At 64.8% G+C, this 14,196-nt stretch carries 15 protein-coding genes; 6 read left to right on the top strand and 9 right to left on the bottom strand.

The features are described from left to right. Nucleotides 1–52 precede the first annotated feature (52 nt). Together amn and LK03_RS08315 are read left to right on the top strand one after the other, a co-directional pair. Nucleotides 53–1,525: an AMP nucleosidase gene (amn, locus tag LK03_RS08310; protein WP_240478652.1), complete on the top strand. Its 1,473-nt coding sequence runs from the start codon at nt 53–55 to the stop codon at nt 1,523–1,525. A 6-nt stretch (nt 1,526–1,531) separates the two neighbouring features. Next, on the top strand, nt 1,532–2,161 hold the full coding sequence (locus LK03_RS08315) for a pseudouridine synthase (RefSeq protein WP_038411881.1): 630 nt from the start codon (nt 1,532–1,534) through the stop codon (nt 2,159–2,161). Nucleotides 2,162–2,164: 3 nt separating this feature from the next. On the opposite strand, the gene LK03_RS08320 is transcribed toward LK03_RS08315, so the two are convergent. Then, a complete protein-coding gene (locus LK03_RS08320; RefSeq protein ID WP_038411882.1) occupies nt 2,165–2,368 on the bottom strand; it encodes a DUF2788 domain-containing protein in 204 nt (67 codons plus the stop codon). A 55-nt stretch (nt 2,369–2,423) separates the two neighbouring features. Then, a complete protein-coding gene (locus LK03_RS08325) occupies nt 2,424–2,900 on the bottom strand; it encodes an Lrp/AsnC family transcriptional regulator (RefSeq protein WP_028695539.1) in 477 nt (158 codons plus the stop codon). Between the two features lie 394 nt (nt 2,901–3,294). On the opposite strand from LK03_RS08325, the gene LK03_RS08330 reads away from it, so the two are divergent. After that, entirely contained in the window at nt 3,295–4,098 is an 804-nt protein-coding gene (locus LK03_RS08330; RefSeq protein WP_038411884.1) for a DUF6515 family protein, read from the top strand. Here LK03_RS08330 and LK03_RS08335 read toward each other — a convergent pair. After that, nucleotides 4,077–5,354 carry an Hsp70 family protein gene (locus LK03_RS08335; RefSeq protein ID WP_038411885.1) on the bottom strand — a complete coding sequence of 426 codons (1,278 nt, stop codon included), beginning with the start codon at nt 5,352–5,354 and terminating at the stop codon, nt 4,077–4,079. The genes LK03_RS08330 and LK03_RS08335 overlap by 22 nt on opposite strands. 162 nt (nt 5,355–5,516) lie before the next feature. On the opposite strand from LK03_RS08335, the gene cbpA reads away from it, so the two are divergent. Further along, entirely contained in the window at nt 5,517–6,470 is a 954-nt protein-coding gene (gene cbpA / locus LK03_RS08340) for a curved DNA-binding protein (protein ID WP_038411886.1), read from the top strand. Between the two features lie 2 nt (nt 6,471–6,472). Then, on the top strand, nt 6,473–6,778 hold the full coding sequence (locus LK03_RS08345) for a chaperone modulator CbpM (protein WP_028695543.1): 306 nt from the start codon (nt 6,473–6,475) through the stop codon (nt 6,776–6,778). Here the strand turns inward: LK03_RS08345 and LK03_RS08350 are convergent. Then, nucleotides 6,765–7,298 carry a GNAT family N-acetyltransferase gene (locus tag LK03_RS08350; RefSeq protein ID WP_038411887.1) on the bottom strand — a complete coding sequence of 178 codons (534 nt, stop codon included), beginning with the start codon at nt 7,296–7,298 and terminating at the stop codon, nt 6,765–6,767. The two genes, LK03_RS08345 and LK03_RS08350, sit on opposite strands and share 14 nt — an antisense overlap. A gap of 517 nt (nt 7,299–7,815) precedes the next feature. On the opposite strand from LK03_RS08350, the gene LK03_RS21900 reads away from it, so the two are divergent. Beyond that, nucleotides 7,816–8,115, top strand: a complete 300-nt coding sequence (locus tag LK03_RS21900) for a hypothetical protein (protein ID WP_240478653.1) — start codon at nt 7,816–7,818, stop codon at nt 8,113–8,115. A gap of 56 nt (nt 8,116–8,171) precedes the next feature. Here the strand turns inward: LK03_RS21900 and cycA are convergent, their stop codons facing one another. The 5 genes from cycA to LK03_RS08375 form a co-directional block, all read right to left on the bottom strand. Beyond that, nucleotides 8,172–9,563, bottom strand: coding sequence for a D-serine/D-alanine/glycine transporter (cycA, locus tag LK03_RS08355; protein ID WP_038411888.1), 1,392 nt, complete (start codon nt 9,561–9,563; stop codon nt 8,172–8,174). A gap of 142 nt (nt 9,564–9,705) precedes the next feature. Then, on the bottom strand, nt 9,706–11,067 hold the full coding sequence (locus LK03_RS08360; RefSeq protein WP_038411889.1) for a PepSY-associated TM helix domain-containing protein: 1,362 nt from the start codon (nt 11,065–11,067) through the stop codon (nt 9,706–9,708). A gap of 64 nt (nt 11,068–11,131) precedes the next feature. Continuing rightward, on the bottom strand, nt 11,132–13,195 hold the full coding sequence (locus LK03_RS08365; protein ID WP_038411891.1) for a TonB-dependent copper receptor: 2,064 nt from the start codon (nt 13,193–13,195) through the stop codon (nt 11,132–11,134). 62 nt (nt 13,196–13,257) lie between these two features. After that, nucleotides 13,258–13,686, bottom strand: a complete 429-nt coding sequence (locus LK03_RS08370; RefSeq protein WP_038411892.1) for a DUF2946 domain-containing protein — start codon at nt 13,684–13,686, stop codon at nt 13,258–13,260. Nucleotides 13,687–13,705: 19 nt separating this feature from the next. After that, nucleotides 13,706–14,188: a copper chaperone PCu(A)C gene (locus tag LK03_RS08375; protein WP_038411893.1), complete on the bottom strand. Its 483-nt coding sequence runs from the start codon at nt 14,186–14,188 to the stop codon at nt 13,706–13,708. Nucleotides 14,189–14,196 lie beyond the last annotated feature (8 nt).

The raw sequence follows: 14,196 nt of genomic DNA on the forward strand, positions 1-14,196 counted from the left end.
TGTATTTCCCGGCGAACCGAGGCAAGATGAGTGCCCTGCATGTCCAGACAGGATGCCCCGCGTGAGCCAAGCGTTTGAAGTCGTAGATACCCCCGAACAGGCCGTCGACCGTCTGGCGGCCCTGCATGAACAGGCCACCGGCGCCCTCAGCGCAGCGCTGAAGCGCTACCTCAAGGACCGTTCCGAACCTAGCCCCAGCGAACGCGCGCTGTACCGCTACCCGGCCCTGCGCCTGACCTACTACAGCCAGGGCGAAGTCGCCGCCACTACCCGGGCCTATGCCAAGGTTCAGGTGGCTGGCACCTACAGCGTCACCGTGACCCAGCCCGAAGCCTTCCGTGGCTACCTGCTCGACCAGTTGCGCCCCTTGATGAACGACTACACGGTGACCGTGGAAGTCGGCATGAGCGAACAGAGTATTCCCTACCCCTATGTGGTCGACCAAGGCGATGAACTGGCCGGCAGCGGCATCACCGCAGCGGCACTGGCGCGGGTCTTCCCCAGTACCGACCTGTCGGCGGCCACCGATGACATCGCCGACGGCCTGTGGGACTGGGGCAACGCCGAGGCCCTGCCGCTGGCGCTGTTCGACGCCGCGCGTGTGGATTTCTCGCTGCGCCGTCTGGTGCACTACACCGGCAGCGACTGGCGCCACGTGCAGCCGTGGATCCTGCTGACCAACTACCACCGTTATGTCGACCAGTTCATCGCCCACGGCCTCGAGCAACTGCGCCACGACCCGCGTTTCGTGCGCATGGTGCTGCCCGGCAACGTGGTGATCGACAACACCATGGCCGAGGAAGAGGTCCAGGGGCTGGTGGCCAGCGTGGTCTGGCACCGCTACCAGATGCCGGCCTACCACCTGATTGCTGCCGATGGCGATGGCATCACCTTGGTCAACATCGGCGTCGGCCCGTCCAACGCCAAGAACATCACCGACCACCTCGCCGTGTTGCGTCCGCACTGCTGGCTGATGATCGGCCACTGCGGCGGCCTGCGCCAATCGCAGACCATCGGCGACTACGTGCTGGCCCACGCCTACATGCGCCGTGACGGCATTCTCGACCGCGTGGTGCCGCCGAATATTCCCATCCCGGCGCTGGCCGAGGTGCAGATGGCGTTGCAGGAGGCGGCGGCGCAGATCACCGGCGAGCGTGGCGATGAACTGAAAAAGCGCCTGCGTACCGGCACCGTGCTGACCTACGACGACCGCAACTGGGAGCTGCGCTGGGCCCAGGAACGGCCGCTGATCAACCTCTCGCGCGCCGTGGCGGTGGACATGGAAAGCGGCACCATCGCCGCCCAGGGCTATCGCCTGCGGGTGCCTTACGGCACCTTGCTGTGCGTGTCCGACAAACCCCTGCACAGCGAAATCAAGCTGCCCGGTTCGGCCAACGCGTTCTACAACCGCGCGGTGAGCCAGCACCTGAAGATCGGCATCGCCGCCCTCGACCTGCTGCGCACCGAGCTCAACTCGCTGCACTCGCGTAAACTGCGCAGCTTCGATGAGCCGCCGTTCCGCTGAGGTTGCATGCCCCCGCCGTCCCGTCCCACCCCGCGTCGCCCAGCGCCGCGGCCTGCCGCCCAACGGCGTCAGGCCAAGGCGCCGCCGGCCGAGCCGCGGCTGATTCTGCTGAACAAACCCTTTGACGTGCTGACCCAGTTCAGCGACGGCGAAGGCCGCGCAACGCTCAAGGATTTCGTCGATATCCCCGGCATCTACCCGGCAGGACGCCTCGATCGTGACAGCGAAGGGCTGTTGCTGCTGACCAACGATGGCCGCTTGCAGGCGCGCATTGCCGATCCTAAGCACAAGTTGCCCAAGACCTACTGGGTGCAAGTGGAAGGAGAGGTCAGCCAGGCGCAGTTGCAGCAGTTGCGCGACGGCGTGCAGCTCAACGACGGCCCGACCTTGCCCGCCCAGGCGCGGCAACTGGACGAGCCGGCGCTATGGCCACGCACGCCGCCGGTACGCTTTCGCAAGAGCGTGCCGACCTGCTGGCTGGAGCTGGTGATTCGGGAAGGGCGCAACCGCCAGGTGCGGCGCATGACTGCGGCGGTGGGGCTGCCGACCCTGCGCCTGGTGCGGGTGCGTATCGGTGACTGGGCACTCGATGATCTGGAGCCTGGCAGCTGGCGCGAAGTGCCAGCCAGGCTGTGACGCTCAGAGGCCTTCGATCAGCGCCACCGCCACGCTCTTGATGATGAACGCCAGTACGCCCAGGCCCAGCACGCCGAACAGGATCAGCGTGCCGAAGCGGCCCGCTTGCGACTGCTTCGCCAGGTCCCAGACGATGAAGCCCATGAAGCCGATCAGCGCGCTGACCAGGAGGATCATCATCCACTCTTCGAAAACCGCCGGGTCCATCGCCATGCTCCATCAGCCGTGAGTCGGCCGGCGAGTATACGCCGGCAGGGCGGACTCAGCGCAGGTGAGTCAGCGGCATCTCGGTGCTGGCCAGCACCTGATTGAGGACGAAGCTGGAGCGCACGCTGGTGACCCCTTCGATGCGCGTCAGGCTGCCCAGCAGCAGTTTCTGGTAGTGGTCCATGTCCGGCACCACCACCTTGAGCTGGTAGTCGGCGTCCATACCCGTGACCAGGCAGCACTCGAGCACCTGCGGCAGGCTGCGAATCGCCGCCTCGAAGGTTTCGAAGCGCTCCGGGGTGTGGCGGTCCATGCCGATCAGCACATAGGCGGTCAGGCTCAGGCCCAGCTTCTTGCGGTCGAGCAACGCGACCTGGCGCGAGATATAGCCGTCGTCTTCCAACTGCTTGACCCGCCGCGAACAGGGCGAGGGCGACAGGCCGATGCGCTCGGCCAATTCCTGGTTGGAAATCCGCGCATCGCGCTGCAATTCGGCGAGGATGCTCAGGTCGTAGCGGTCGAGTTTGCTCATGTGTAAGGCCTTTTCTTTTCGGATTGCCGCGAATTATCAATAGAGAGTTAAAAATTGCGCAAGTGCTATTTATCTGAGCAATATTCGCAATCATCTGCCGGCAGCGTAGCGCTATCGTTATCCACAGAATCACTGCCCGGACATCAGTCCACAGCGAAGCGCCCTAGACGGGGCTTTGCGGCCAGCCATCCCATCGGATCGGCCAGGCCCCCGGGCTACACCGAGTCCAGAAGACCAGGTGAGGTGAGCCGGCGTTATCCACGTCGAGCACGGACAACCATTCAAGAGGGAGGCCCCGCAGGCCTCCCTTTTTTCATGCCCAGGATTCATCGCCTGGGCGCAACGAACGCGTAGACTCAGCAGGCCTGTTGCCAATTTGCCCGAGAGAGACGCCATGAAGCCACGCCGGGGCCGTGATACCTGTGTTGCCCTGTTTTGCCTGAGCCTGACCGCCAGCGCCCTGGCGCTCGGCCCTGCGGACGCGCCTGGCGCCGCACCGGCAGGCCAGTCGCCACTCAACAGCCGCGACGAAGTGCGCCAGACCCAGCCACCACGCCCAGGCTATTACCAGGACATCCCGCGACGAGACGGCGACTACCGCCGCTGGCAGGCCGGCGGCCCAGGCCAGCGGCCAGGCGGCGACTGGCCCGGGCGTCCACCGGGGCATGGCGATGGCTGGGGTGGCGGCCCGCATTACCGGCCCGGGCAGCACATCGAGCGCTTCCCCGAGCGCTACTGGAAGATTCCTTACCGGGGTGATGAGTATTTCTATTCCGGCGGCTACTGGTATCGCCCCTACGGCAACGCCTACGTGGTGGTGACCCCGCCACGTGGCCTGCGTGTGGAAATGCTGCCCGACTATGCCCAGGAGGTCTGGCTGGGCGGAAGACCGCTGTTCGTGGTTGCCGACACGTACTACCAGTACCTGCCCGGTAGCGGCGAGTACGTGGTGGTCGACCCCGCCGCGCCTGCACCGCTGCCGGGTGGTGCGGCGATGATCGATCCGTACCCGCTCAGCGGCCAGAGTCCCGAGCAACAGCAGCAGGATCGCTATCAGTGCTACCGCTGGGCGGTCAGCCAGACCGGCTTCGACCCGGCCAGCGCCAGCTACGCACCGGCACCCGAGGTGTTGCAGGGTTACCAGCAGGCGCTGGGCACCTGCCTGGCCAGTCGCGGCTACAGGCTCGACACGCCGTAACGCTTGCGCGCTTCGATGGCCAGGCCGCTGCCGATGCTGCCGAAAATGTTGCCTTCGACATGGCGGGCATTGGGCAGCATGGCCGCGACGCTGTTGCGCAGCGCCGGAATACCGCTGGAGCCGCCGGTGAAGAACACCGTGTCGACCTGCTGCTCAGTGACACCGGCCTTGTTCAGCAATTCGCGCACGCTGCCGCGCACACGCACGAGCAAGCCATCGATGGCGCTTTCGAACAGCGCGCGGGTCAGCTCGGCGGTCAGGCCCGCTTCGATGCGACTCAGGTCGATCTGCCGCTGCGATTGCTCGGTCAGGTCGATCTTGCTCGCTTCGACTTCCATCGCCAGCCAGTGGCCGGCGCGCTGCTCGATGAGGTTAAACAGGCGGTCGATGCCGAGGGTGTCTTCGATGTCGTAGCGCATGCTGCCCAGCGCCAGTTGCGACTTCTTAGAGTACAGCGCGTTGATGGTGTGCCAGGTCGCGAGGTTGAGGTGGTAGCTGGTCGGCATCAGTGCCTGGCTCTTCATCCGACTGCCATAGCCGAACAGCGGCATCACCCCTTGCAGGCTCAGCTGCTTGTCGAAGTCGGTGCCGCCGATGTGTACCCCGCCGGTGGCGAGAATGTCGCTGTGGCGCTCGTCCTGGTGATGACGTTCGGGCGACAGGCGAATCAGGCTGAAGTCAGAGGTACCGCCGCCGATGTCGACGATCAGCACCAGTTCTTCACGGCTGATGTTGGCTTCATAGTCGAAGGCCGCAGCGATCGGTTCGTACTGGAACGACACGTCCTTGAAGCCGATCTTGCGCGCCACCTCGGCCAGGGTGTCTTCGGCTTCCTGGTCGGCAGCCGGGTCTTCGTCGACGAAGTACACCGGCCGGCCCAGCACCACCTGCTCGAAGCTGCGCCCGGCGTTGGCCTCGGCGCGTTGCTTGAGTTCACCGATGAACAGGCCGAGCAAGTCCTTGAACGGCAGTGCCGTGCCCAGCACGCTGGTGTCGTGCTTGATCAGCTTGGAGCCGAGCAAGCTTTTCAGCGAGCGCATCAGCCGGCCTTCATAGCCTTCCAGGTATTCGCCCAGGGCCTGGCGACCGTATACCGGGCGACGTTCTTCGAGGTTGAAGAACACCACCGAAGGCAGGGTGATCTTGCCGTCCTCCAGCGCGATCAGCGAGTCGACCCCGGGGCGATGCCAGCCGACCGTGGAGTTGGAGGTGCCGAAGTCGATGCCGCAGGCGCGGGCCGGTGATACGTCAGACATGAAGAAAAGCTTCCGGAGGCAAAACGGCCGCGCAGTGTATGCGAGTGCGCAGCTAAATCAAGACCGTCGATCTGCCTGGCAAAACCCCCAAGGTGACCTTGAACGGCTATTCTTGGGCCTTATCTTCAGTGGCAACACGTATTTCACATTGGTGACCCTTGGATGGACTTCAAAGACTATTACAAGATACTGGGCGTCGAGCCGACTGCTGACGACAAGGCCATCAAGGCCGCGTATCGCAAGCTGGCGCGCAAGTATCATCCCGATGTCAGCAAGGAGCGCGACGCCGAGGACAAATTCAAAGAGGCCAACGAGGCCTATGAAGTGCTCGGCGATGCGCAGAAGCGCGCCGAGTTCGATGAACTGCGCAAGTACGGCGGCCAGCATGGCCGGCCGTTCCAGGCGCCACCGGGTTGGGAAAGCCGCGGCGGTGCCGGCGGCGGTTTCGAGAACGGCGATTTCTCAGACTTCTTCAGCTCGATTTTCGGCAACCGTGGCGGCAGCCCGTTCGGCCGCGGCCAGCAGCAGCGCAGCCCTGGCCGGCGCGGCCAGGACGTTGAACTGGAGCTGGCGATCTTCCTCGAAGAAACCCTGAGCAAGGACTCCAAGCAGATCAGCTTCCAGGTGCCGCAGAGCAATGCCGCCGGCCAGCGCACCGGCTTCAGCACCAAGACCCTCAACGTGAAGATTCCGGCCGGCGTGGTCGATGGCGAGCGTATCCGTCTGAAGGGCCAGGGCGCGCCGGGCATTGGTGGCGGTGCCAACGGCGACCTGTTCCTGACCATCCGCCTGGCCCCGCACCCGCAGTTCGACGTCGAAGGCCACGACCTGATCATCACCGTACCGCTGGCGCCGTGGGAAGCGGCGTTGGGCACCAAGGTCGCCGTGCCGACCCTGACCGGACGCATCAACCTGACCATCCGTCCCGACAGCCAGAGCGGCCAGCGCCTGCGGGTCAAAGGCATGGGCCTGGCCAACAAGCAGGGCGAGCGCGGCGACCTGTACGCCCAACTCAAGGTGGTCATGCCGAGTCAGTCCGATGCCACCAGCCGTGAACTGTGGACCCAACTCTCACAGCATGCCGCCTTCGATCCGAGGGCCAACTGGAGTAAGTGACCATGAGCAGCACCCTGATCGTGCAACTGGACATGCGTACCCTGTGCCGTGAAGCCAACGTGTCTGCCGACTATGTCATCGAGATCGTCGAGCATGGCATCGTCGAACCGAAGGGACGAACGCCGGACGAATGGCTGTTCGACGATCAGGCGCCGCTGCTGGCCAAGCGCGCCGCCAAGCTGCGCGAGCAATTGCAGCTGGAGTGGGAAGGAGTGGCGCTGGCCCTGGAGTTGCTGGAGGAGGTGCAGCACCTGCGCACCGAGAACAGCATGCTGCGCCAGCGCCTGGGCCGATTTACGCAGGTGTGATCGCGGCGGGCGGTTGTGCCTGATTGTCCAGTTGCAACTGCATGAAGGTCAGGTCCAACCAGCGACCGAATTTCACCCCTACCTGTGGCATCTGTCCGGTCAAGACGAAGCCCATGCGTTCGTGCAGACGAATCGAAGCGGCATTGCCGCTCTCGATGGCTGCCACCATCACGTGTTTGCCACAAGCGCGAGCACGCTCGATCAGCGCTGTCATCAACTGCCCCGCCAAGCCTTTGCCACGCTGATCGTGGCGGACATACACCGAGTGCTCGACGGTCAGGCGAAAGCCCTCGAACGGGCGCCAGTCGCCGAACGAGGCATAGCCGAGCACGCCGCTGGCATCCACCGCCACCAGAATCGGATACCCCTGCTGCGCCCGCGCCTCGAACCACGCCTGGCGGTTGGCGAGGTCTACCGGCTGTTCATTCCAGATCGCCAGGGTGTTGTGCACGGCGTCGTTGTAGATGGCGAGGATACCGGGCAGGTCGTCTGATGAGGCTTCGCGGATGGCAAGGGTCATGGAGGCTATTCGTTCGCGGTTGAAGGAATGGGACAGGCGCGCGCGGGCGGGATCGGCGATCTTGGCATTTATAGGGGGGATGGAAGACCTCGTCCAGCGTTCCGAGCCGTGATGGGACCTTCTGCCAGGCAGGCTCCCCGGTTCAGTCGGCAGCGCAGCAAGCGGGTTAACTAACGTTTTGACACGTTTCGGAGACTTGAGTACCGTGCGCCACCGCAGTAGATTCTGCGGCACGGGATTGGCGTCCCGACATTACAGAGAATGGATACGGCTGCCCACGGCAGCGGTGTCCTGCAGGGCGGCACCCTCTATGGGCGGCGCCGTGTGTGGGGGCTTTCGGGCCCACCGGTTCTCTGTCCGGCACGCCAACCCGCACGGCTCCGCCCACCTATATTGGCGTATGGGTACGGAGTGACATCACAGAGCGTTGCAAGGAGTAGCCCATGCTTGAGAAAACCGTCCCAGATCCACCCTGCCTGTCGTTCGAACGCCGCTCCGTCTTCCGGGAGGTGCGCCGGTGAACCTGCCTTCAAGTCCATTCCCCAGACCTGACACAGCCCGTCCGGTCACTGCCTCCGCTTCTTTTGGCACTTGCAACCATGCCCACGAGCCAACGTTCACGGTTCGCGAGGGCATCGATGGTGAAGATGCCCTGGTGTGTGCTGTCGCCGCATTGAAGGCCGCTTACGAAACCAACGCGGTTGCGCTGGAAAAAGCGGACGAGCCGCTGCGCAGCCTGTTGGCGGCTACTGAAAATTCGCTAGAGAAAGGTTTGGCGCTGGCTGAGGCCGTACTAGAGGGCATCGAAGCCGAGTAGCTGAAACGAAAATGGGCGCTATTCATGCTTGAAGAGCGCCCATTTGCGGTTATGGATCAGCGGCTAACCTGCCGCTTGCGTCGCACGAACTGATACGTCACCGCGAGCACCACGAACCACAGCGGCGTAACCAAGAGCGCCGAGCGGGTGTCGGCTTCCAGGCTCAGCAATACCAGGATGAAGGCGAAGAAGCTCAGGCACACGTAGCACATCACCCGCCCGCCCGGCATCTTGTACTTCGAGGCCTGGTGCAGGGCATCGCGGCGTTTGCGGTAGGTCAGGTACGACAGCAGGATCAGCGTCCAGACGAACATGAACAGCACCGCCGACACCGTGGTCACCAGGGTGAAGGCTTCGACCACATCCGGCACCAGGTAGATCAGCACTGCACCGAGCATCAGGCATACGCAGGAGAACAGCAGGCCGTTGGCCGGCACCGCGCGGCGTGAGAGTTTTTCGAACGACTTCGGTGCGTCGCCTTCCTGGGCCAGGCCGTAGAGCATGCGGCTGGTGGAGAACACGCCACTGTTGGCCGAGGACGCCGCCGAGGTCAGCACCACGAAGTTGATGATGCTCGCCGCCGCCGGCAGGCCGGCCAGCACGAACAGCTCGACGAACGGGCTCTTGCCCGGCACCACGTCACGCCAGGGCGTGACCGCCATGATGGTGATCAGCGCCAGCACGTAGAACACGATGATGCGCACGGGAATCGAGTTGATCGCCCGCGGCAAGGTGCGCTCGGGGTTCTTCGCCTCGGCCGCGGTGGTGCCCACCAGCTCGATGCCGACGAAGGCGAACACGGCGATCTGGAAGCCGGCGAAGAAGCCCATCAGGCCGTGCGGGAACATCCCTGTGTCATTCCACAGGTTGGACAGTTGCGCGGTGCTGCCGCCGGGGGAGACGAAGCCGGTGATGACCATGTACAGCCCGGTGGCGACCAGGCCGAGAATGGCGACGATCTTGATCATGGCGAACCAGAATTCGGTTTCGCCGAACATTTTCACCGTCACCAGGTTCAGCGACAGCAACAGCGCCACACAGCTCAACGCCGGTATCCACTGCGGCAGGTCGGGGAACCAGAACTGCGAGTACGCGGCGATCGCCACCACGTCGGCGATGCCGGTGATGACCCAGCAGAACCAGTAGGTCCAACCGGTGAAATAACCGGCCCAGGGGCCAAGCAGGTCGGCGGAGAAGTCGATGAACGATTTGTACTTGAGGTTCGACAGCAGCAGCTCGCCCATCGCCCGCATGACGAAGAACAGCATGAAGCCGATGATCATGTAGACGAAGATGATCGACGGGCCGGCGAGGCTGATGGTCTTGCCCGAACCCATGAACAGGCCGGTGCCGATGGCACCGCCAATGGCGATGAGCTGGATGTGGCGGTTGCTGAGGTTGCGTTGCAGGTGCGAGTCGTCGGGAGGCGTCGCGGTCGTCCGGGTCATGGGCGTATTCCGTTATGAGGTCGTCTTCTTCAGAGACGTAGCCGCGTAGGCTAACACGCGCGTTCCAGGTCGTGGCGCGACAGATCGCCTCGATAACCCCGGTGCAGGACCGACCGCGAGTGACGCAGTCGGTCCAGGGTACTCAGGCGTTGACCGTTAGCCCGCGGCGCAGCAGCAGGCTGTCGAATGCCCACAACAGCAGCATCGACACCCCCACCAGCGGGAACGCCACGCCCAGCACCAGCATCACCCCGATCGCGGTTTTCCAGCGCGGCAGGTCGTGACGCAGGGGCGGCACGCCCAGGCCTCGGGCCGGGCGGCGCATCCACCACATCACCAGACCACTGACCGAACCGAGCAGGATCATCAGGCAGATGAGCAGCACGATGATCTGGTTCAGTGGCCCGAACATCTTGCCCTCGTGCAGCTTGACGCCAAGCTCGGTGGCGCGGGCCACCGGGCTGTAGTCGTGCCAGCGCACATCGGCCAGCACCTGGCCGGTGTACTGGTCGACATGCAAGGTGGCGTCGTTGCGTGGGTCGTCGGCGAATACCGAAACGGTGAACACGCCCTCGGCGGTGGTCGGCAGGGTGATGCTGTAGCCCGGCTCGATATGCCTGGCAGTGGCGATGTCCTCGACCTGTTGCAGACTCACCTGGGGCGCAGCTGGAGCGCTGGAATGCGCCCCGTGTCCGGCATGCTCGGCATGGGCGCCGGAGGCTGGCATGGGGGTGTTTTCCAGCGCCCAGGGCACGGTCTGGCGGTGCGCGCTATTCAGCTCGCCGGCCTGGCGATCGGACTGCGGCACATCGGTCCACATCGCTGCTGGAAAGCGGTTCCACAGCTCGGCGTACTGCTTGCCCCACAGGCCGGTCCAGGTCATGCCGCTGAGCAGCATCACCAGCAGCAGACCCGCGCCCCAGAACCCGCTGACCGCATGCAGGTCGCGCCACAGCACGCGGCCCCTGGCATTCAAGCGCGGCCACAGCACGCCACTGCGCCGCCCACGCGGCCACCACAGGTACAGCCCGGACACCACCAGCACGATGCCCCAGCCGGCGGCCAGTTCGATCAGGCGATCACCGAGGGTGCCGATCATCAGTTCGCTGTGCAGGGCACGGGCGATGGCTTGCAGGTTGCGCTTGCCGTCCTGGGCGCCGAGCAGCTTGGCGCTGTAGGGATCGACGAACACATTCAGCTCGCGGCCGCCGTCATGCACCACGAACTGCGCGCTGCGGGTAGCGGCCGCAGGCGGCAGGTACTGGCCGATGTGGCCCTCGGGGTAGGCCTGCTGCACCTGGCCCAGCAGGTGATCGGCGCTGTGCCGGTGCTCGCCGGCCTCGACCAGCATCAGGTCACGGTACAGCAGCGGGTCGAGCTGCGGTTTGAACAGGTAGATGATGCCGGTCAGCGCCAGCAGGATCATGAACGGTGCAACGAACAGCCCGGCGTAGAAATGCCAGCGCCAGGCCAGGGAATAGAACGAGGTACGGGGTGCACGCACGATAACCTCCCGACTCATCAGGTCAGGTAAAGGGGCGCAGCTCGTGCTGCGCCCATTGTTGTTGTCAGAAGGTGAAGTCGACTTTGGTCCACAGGGTGCGGCCAGGCTCATTGACCGCCTGCGGGTCCTGCGCCGGATAGCCGAAGCCTGCGTTGCCGGCCAGGTTCAGGTGCTCGGCGTAGGCCTTGTCGAACAGGTTGTCGACACCGGCACTGAGCTTGAGGTTGGCGTTGACCTTGTAGGCGCCGTTGAGCGAGAACACGCCGAAACCTGCGCTTTTCTCGTAGTCCTTGCCCACCACGTTGCCCTGGTTGATGGCCACCCGGTTCTGCGCCGCCGCCAGCCGCCAGAGGCTGCCGACGCTCCAGGCGTCGCGGCTGTAGGTCAGGCCCAGGCGGCTTTCCAGCGGCGGCATCTGCGGCAGAGCCTTGCCGTCGCTGCTGTTCTTGCCCCAGGCGTAGGCCAGGGTGGCATCGGCCTTCCAGCGCTCGCTGAGCATGTAGGCCGCGCCCAGCTCACCGCCCATGATGCGCGCGTCGACGTTCTGCGCCTGGCTGGTCGGACCCATCATGCCGCTGCGGTAGTCGAACAGAATGAAGTCGCGCACTTGGCCGACATAGCCCGAGGCCCAGGCCTCCAGGCGTTCGTCGCGGTACCGGATGCCGACATCGAGCTGGGTGGTTTTCTCAGGCTTGATGCCGTCGAAGGCATTGACCGAACCGGCTGGCCCCTGCTTGGGCGAGAACAGCTCCCAGTAGTCGGGGAAGCGCTGGGCGTGGCCAAGGCCAATGTAGCTGGTGGCGTTCAGGGCCGTCAGGTCGTGTTCGTAGCGCACGAAACCGCTGGGCAGGGTGTCGGCGCGGGTGTCACCGCTGGTGGCGATGTTCTGGCGAAAATCCCGCGCCGAGGCACGGTCGAGTCGCGCACCGCTGACCACGCGATCATCGCCGGTGGCGTACCAGGTCAGCTCGCTGAACACGCCGTAGTTGTGGAAGTCGGCGTCCTTGGTCCAGGCCTTGCCGCGGTGCGCGTCGACCCCCATGCCGCCGCGCTTGCGGTGTTCGTTGGTCTGCGCGTCGAGGCCGCTGATCAGTTGCACATCGGCCCAGCGCCAGGTGGCCTTGAGCCGCGAGCCAAGCGTACGTCGGTCGACGTTGCTGACCATCGGCATGCCCATCATGCCGCTGCCCGAAGGCCGGCGCAGGCTGTAGTTGTCCATCACGTGGTCGGCGTAGTTGTAGTAGACCTGCGCCTCGAGCTTGTCGAGCACCTCACCGAGGTTGGATTTCTCGAAACGCAGGCCGAGGCTTTCGCGCTTGAACTGCGAACCGTCCATGCCGCGTCCGGCATAGCGGGCTTCACCGTCGCCCTTGCCGGCGGTCAGTTCCAGCAGGGTGTCGCTGTCGGGCGTCCAGCCCAGGGCGACATCGCCGTTCCATTTATCCCAGCGCGACGGTACGCGGTCGCCGTGGCCATCGTCGTAGTCGCCGGCGCGCGATTGGTTGCCGACGAAGCGGGCGTAGCCTTCGCGGTTGCCGGCGGCGGCGTCCAGTACCTTGTCGAAGCGCCCATTGGAGCCGGCCAGCAGGCTGGCATTGACTCGGCTACCGAGTTCGCCGAACCGTTCTGGCTCGCGCTCGAACAACACCGTGCCAGCCGAGCCGCCGGGACCCCAGACCACGCTCTGCGGGCCTTTGATCACGGTCAGGCGGTCGTAGGTTTCCGGGGAAATGTACGAGGTGGGCGCGTCCATCCGGTTCGGGCAGGCGCCGAGCATCACGCCGCCGTTGGTGAGGATGTTCAGCCGTGAGCCGAACATGCCGCGTAGCACCGGATCACCGTTGGTGCCACCGCTGCGAATAGCCGAGAAGCCGGGAATGGTCTTCAGGTAATCGGCGCCATCGCTGGCTGGCACCGGCTGGCGAGGGTCCTTGGGGTTGGTGGTGACGGTCAGCGGCGAGCTGGGCGCCACGGCGGTGATTACCGTGGGGCTCAGTTCGGGCTGCTCGGCCGCGTGCTGGCTATGGCTGAGGTCGGCCGCCAGGGCGACGGGGGCGATCAGCGAGCCACAGAGCAGGGCGATGCTGCCACGCAGGGAAAGTGCAGGTGCAAAGGTACAGCCGGACATAAGTATTCCAGTCGATCAGTCAGGGGTGAGCGCGAAGCGCGAGGCTCCGGGCAATGGTGAAATCAGACGATCAGCGACTGGGGCGGGGCGCGGCTGCGGGCGCCGGGGAATACCGCCTGAGCGGCGTGGCCGGACTGCACGGCCAGGGCTGCGGCAATGACCGGTGGCAGGTTGCCGAGGGTGAGCGGGCTGACGGTCTGCGGCAGTGCCGGGCAGTTGAACAGCAGGCTGCAATAGCCGCATTTTTCCCACAGCACATGCAACTGACCATCGTTCGCCGGGGCGTGCTGGCCGTGGCCGTGCTCGCTGGCCATGGGCATGTCCATGGGCATTGCCATGTCCATGCCGGCGTGATGATTCATCGGCATCGACTGGGAAACCAGTGGGCCGATGAAGATCATCCACATGGCGAACAGGCTCAGCCAGCCGCCACCGACGCGCCTGCGAGCAGGGCGGGTGGTGCGCACGTGCCTGTGGCGCGAGAGGCTCATGGAGCGGGCGTTTCAGCGATCAGTGGGCGTGGCTGTGATCCTGCTGTTCAGCGGGCGCCTGCTGCTGCACGGCGACCTGTACGGTGACATCGCCTGCACGCTGGAAATGCAGGGTCAGCGGGAAGCGCTGGCCAGCGACCAGCAGGCTGCGGTCCTGGGGTTGCAGGATCATCACGTGATAGGCACTGGGGGCGAAGGTCAGATCCTTGCCAGCGGGTACGACAATGCTGTCGACCTGCTGCATCTTCATCGCACCTTCGCTGCCTTGCACATGCTCGTGCAACTGCGCATCGGTACTCAGCGGGGTGTCCACCGAGAGCAGCCGGTCGTCCTGCTGGCCGTTGTTGTGCACGACGAAATAGGCCGCGACGTTCGGCGCGTTGGGCGGCAGGGCCAGCGACCAGGGGTGGGCGATGTGCAGGTCACCAACACTGTATTCATGGGCACTGGCGAATGCGCCGGGCAGCAGCAGGGCGGCCACGACGAGGGCTTGCTTGAGCATGATGAAGC

The organism is Pseudomonas cremoricolorata (genome assembly GCF_000759535.1).
Lineage (GTDB): Bacteria > Pseudomonadota > Gammaproteobacteria > Pseudomonadales > Pseudomonadaceae > Aquipseudomonas > Aquipseudomonas cremoricolorata_A.